The sequence below is a fragment of the Mesonia sp. K4-1 genome (assembly GCF_008017825.1).
In the GTDB taxonomy this organism is placed as follows: domain Bacteria; phylum Bacteroidota; class Bacteroidia; order Flavobacteriales; family Flavobacteriaceae; genus Mesonia.
On the sequence record NZ_VRLS01000099.1, the window covers coordinates 1 to 3022 of the forward strand.

Annotated in this window: 2 protein-coding genes; both read right to left on the minus strand. The window is 39.6% G+C overall.

What is annotated here, in order from left to right; translation table 11 throughout:
- Window positions 1-141: 141 nt before the first annotated feature.
- Window positions 142-1884: a T9SS type A sorting domain-containing protein gene (locus FT986_RS15810; RefSeq protein ID WP_147865865.1), complete on the minus strand. Its 1743-nt coding sequence runs from the start codon at window positions 1882-1884 to the stop codon at window positions 142-144.
- A gap of 161 nt (window positions 1885-2045) precedes the next feature.
- The coding region (locus tag FT986_RS15815; RefSeq protein ID WP_147865866.1) for a T9SS type A sorting domain-containing protein at window positions 2046-3022 on the minus strand (977 nt) is incomplete at its 5' end.

The window sequence follows — 3022 nt, forward strand, 5'->3', positions numbered from 1 at the left end:
AAATAATTGCTTATCCATAATTTGTAATAATTGGTTGTTTTTGTCATTCCAGACTTGATCCGGAATCTCATACTATATTGAAAAACAAATATTGAGGATGGGACCTTGAACCAAGTTCAGGGTGACGACCTTTATGCTTATTTATTCTTTCACGATTTTTTTAACATGCTTGTTTTCTTGTGTATTGGTGGTTTCAATAAGGTAAAGCCCAGAAGAAAGTTCTTGTATGCTAAGGCTGTTTTTACCGATGTTAAGTTCTCCTTGTTTGACCAGTTGCCCAGTAATAGTGTACATACGGTAACTGCTATCCGATAGAACCGAGATGTGGATCTCACGGCTTGCCGGGTTGGGCCATAGTTTTATGCTTTGTGTTTTCCAAGCGTTTGCCCCTAATACAGGGCTGGGCTCCGTGGCGTACTTGGCAATAAAAAAGTTGGTGTTGGAAGGGTTGGGATTCATCACCTGTCCGCCATTGCTATCATAGAGGGTGTGTTCAAACTGCCCTCCGATGAGGACATCTCCATTAGCATCAATGGCAAGGGCAGAACCTCTATCGGGGTGACCATTGTTTCCTGGTAAAAAATCGAGGGAAGTACAGTCTCCGGTGGCTTTATCGAATGTTGCAAAAAGAATTTCTGTACCTTCTCCTGAATTATTGATGTTGAGAGTTTGATTGCCCCAATTAACTTGCGTTGCGCCTTGATCTGTAAGGTAAAGTGTATTGCCTTTTAGTTGAATAGCCCCTCGACCCCAACCAGAACCATAATCATTGTAAGAAAACCAATCTACCTGTGTAGCATCGGGGTTGGTTTTCATCACATAACTTGGAATAATCTGTTGAGATATAGTCTGCCCTAAAAAGGTATCATAACCGTAACCCAAAAAAACTCCTCCCATATAAATATTGTTTTGGCTATCAAAATCAAGCCCGTATATATTGCTTCCTATAGCTTGGTTATAGGTGTTTTGTCTAAGCCATTTAAAATTACCTTGAGCATCAAAACTGGCAAAATACAATGATCCAGTAACCTGTTGACCATCAAATATAGCCGATGAATTCGGCTCCTTACTTCCTGTAAAATAGTAATGACCATTATAGGGGTTTCTATACATTTTTAAAGAAGATGAACCTGTTCCAGATAATAGCATATCTATATAAACCCCTCCCAGAAAATTACCACTGCTATCATATTTTAAAATATGCCAGGTGTCACCCGGTTGGTTATTGGTATAAGCTCCATTGGCATAAGTGCCCTGTGGGATACGAACCAACCAATGAAGATCACCATTAGCCGTTGCAACAAGGCCGCCAGAGTCAGAATGGCTTATAGCGTTTGAACTAGTAGTAGGAGCCATTGGTTGTTTAAACCATAGCATAGTACCATCTTTATCATACTTGGTTAAAAACATCAGACTACAGCTAGTTGAAGTTTGGTCTAAGATAATATCATTTTCTATTCGAGCCGGATAGTGATATGGCTCATCTTTATCACAGGAATTAAACTTGCCTGCCATATATAAAAATCCATTATCATCGGTTTCGATAACCGGAGGGGTTTCACTATGATTTCCTCCAATAATCTTTGACCAACGGTAAGTGCCATCGCAAGCAAAGCTTGCCAATGCATAATCACCAAGAGTTCCTGCGGGAGAACCGTAAAAAGTTTTGGTATTTCCATCTATTTGTAAGTTATAAATCCCCATAGCCGAAACCGTATATACATTTCGGTCGTTATCGGTGGCAATATCGTAAGCCTCTTCGGTTTCGTCTCCTTCTATACTGGCTCCCCCCTGTTTAATCCATTGCCAGTCTTTTTGTTGGGCAGTCATAGAATTATTCCAAAGTAACAATAGCAAACAGGATAATATATAAATGAGTTTCATAGGTTTTCATTTTAAATACTTAAAATTAAGCTTTTTTATTATTACGTTAATTCCCTATTTTAGTATTTCCAAATTTGATCCGGAATCTCATACTATATTGAAAAACAAATATTGAGGATGGGACCCTGAACCAAGTTCAGGGTGACGACCTTTATGCTTATTTATTCTTTCACTATTTTTTTAACCTGCTTGTTTCCTTGTGTATTGGTGGTTTCAATAAGGTAAAGCCCAGAAGAAAGTTCTTGTATGCTAAGGCTGTTTTTACCGATGTTAAGTTCTCCTTGTTTGACCAGTTGCCCAGTAATAGTGTACATACGGTAACTGCTAGTCGATAGAACCGAAATATGAATAGTACGGCTTGCCGGGTTGGGCCATAGTTTTATGCTTTGTGTTTTCCAAGCGTTTGCCCCTAATACAGAGCAGGGCTCCGTGGCGTACTTGGCAATAAAAAAGTTGGTATTGGAAGGGTTGGGATTCATCACCTGTCCGCCATTGCTATCATAGAGGGTGTGTTCAAACTGCCCTCCGATGAGGACATCTCCATTAGCATCAATGGCAAGGGCAGAACCTCTATCGGGATGACCATTGTTCCCCACTATAAAATCAAGACCGGTACAGTCTCCTGTAGTTTTATCGAAAGTTGCTAAAAGAATTTCTGTACCTTCTCCTGAATTATTGATGTTGACAGTTTGATTGCCCCACGTAAGTTGTTTCCCAGCTTGATTAGTTAGAAATAGAGTATTATTTTTTAACTTTATATCTCCATTAGCCCAACCTGAACCTGAACTTGTGGTGTAATAAGAAAACCAATCTACCTGTGTGGCATCGGGATTGGTTTTCATCACATAACTTGGGGCTATTTGTTCAGTGATAGTCTGCCCTAAAAAGGTGTCATAACCAAAACCTAAAAAAACCCCCCCCATATAAATATTGTTTTGGTTATCAAAATCAAGACCGTATATAGTGCTTCCTAAGCCTTGGAAAGAGGTAGTGTTTTGTCGAAGCCACTGAAAATTACCCTGTGCATCAAAACTGGCAAGAAAAAACGAACCGGTAATTTGTTGACCACCTATTATATCAGTACTGGGTTGGCTTCCGTTCGCAGATCTCCTTCCGGTAAAATAGTAATTCCCATTGT

Bases quoted from the DNA above. Each gene is read 5' to 3' on its own strand.
- FT986_RS15810 (WP_147865865.1), bottom strand. From the start codon at position 1,884: ATGAAACTCATTTATATATTATCCTGTTTGCTATTGTTACTTTGGAAT.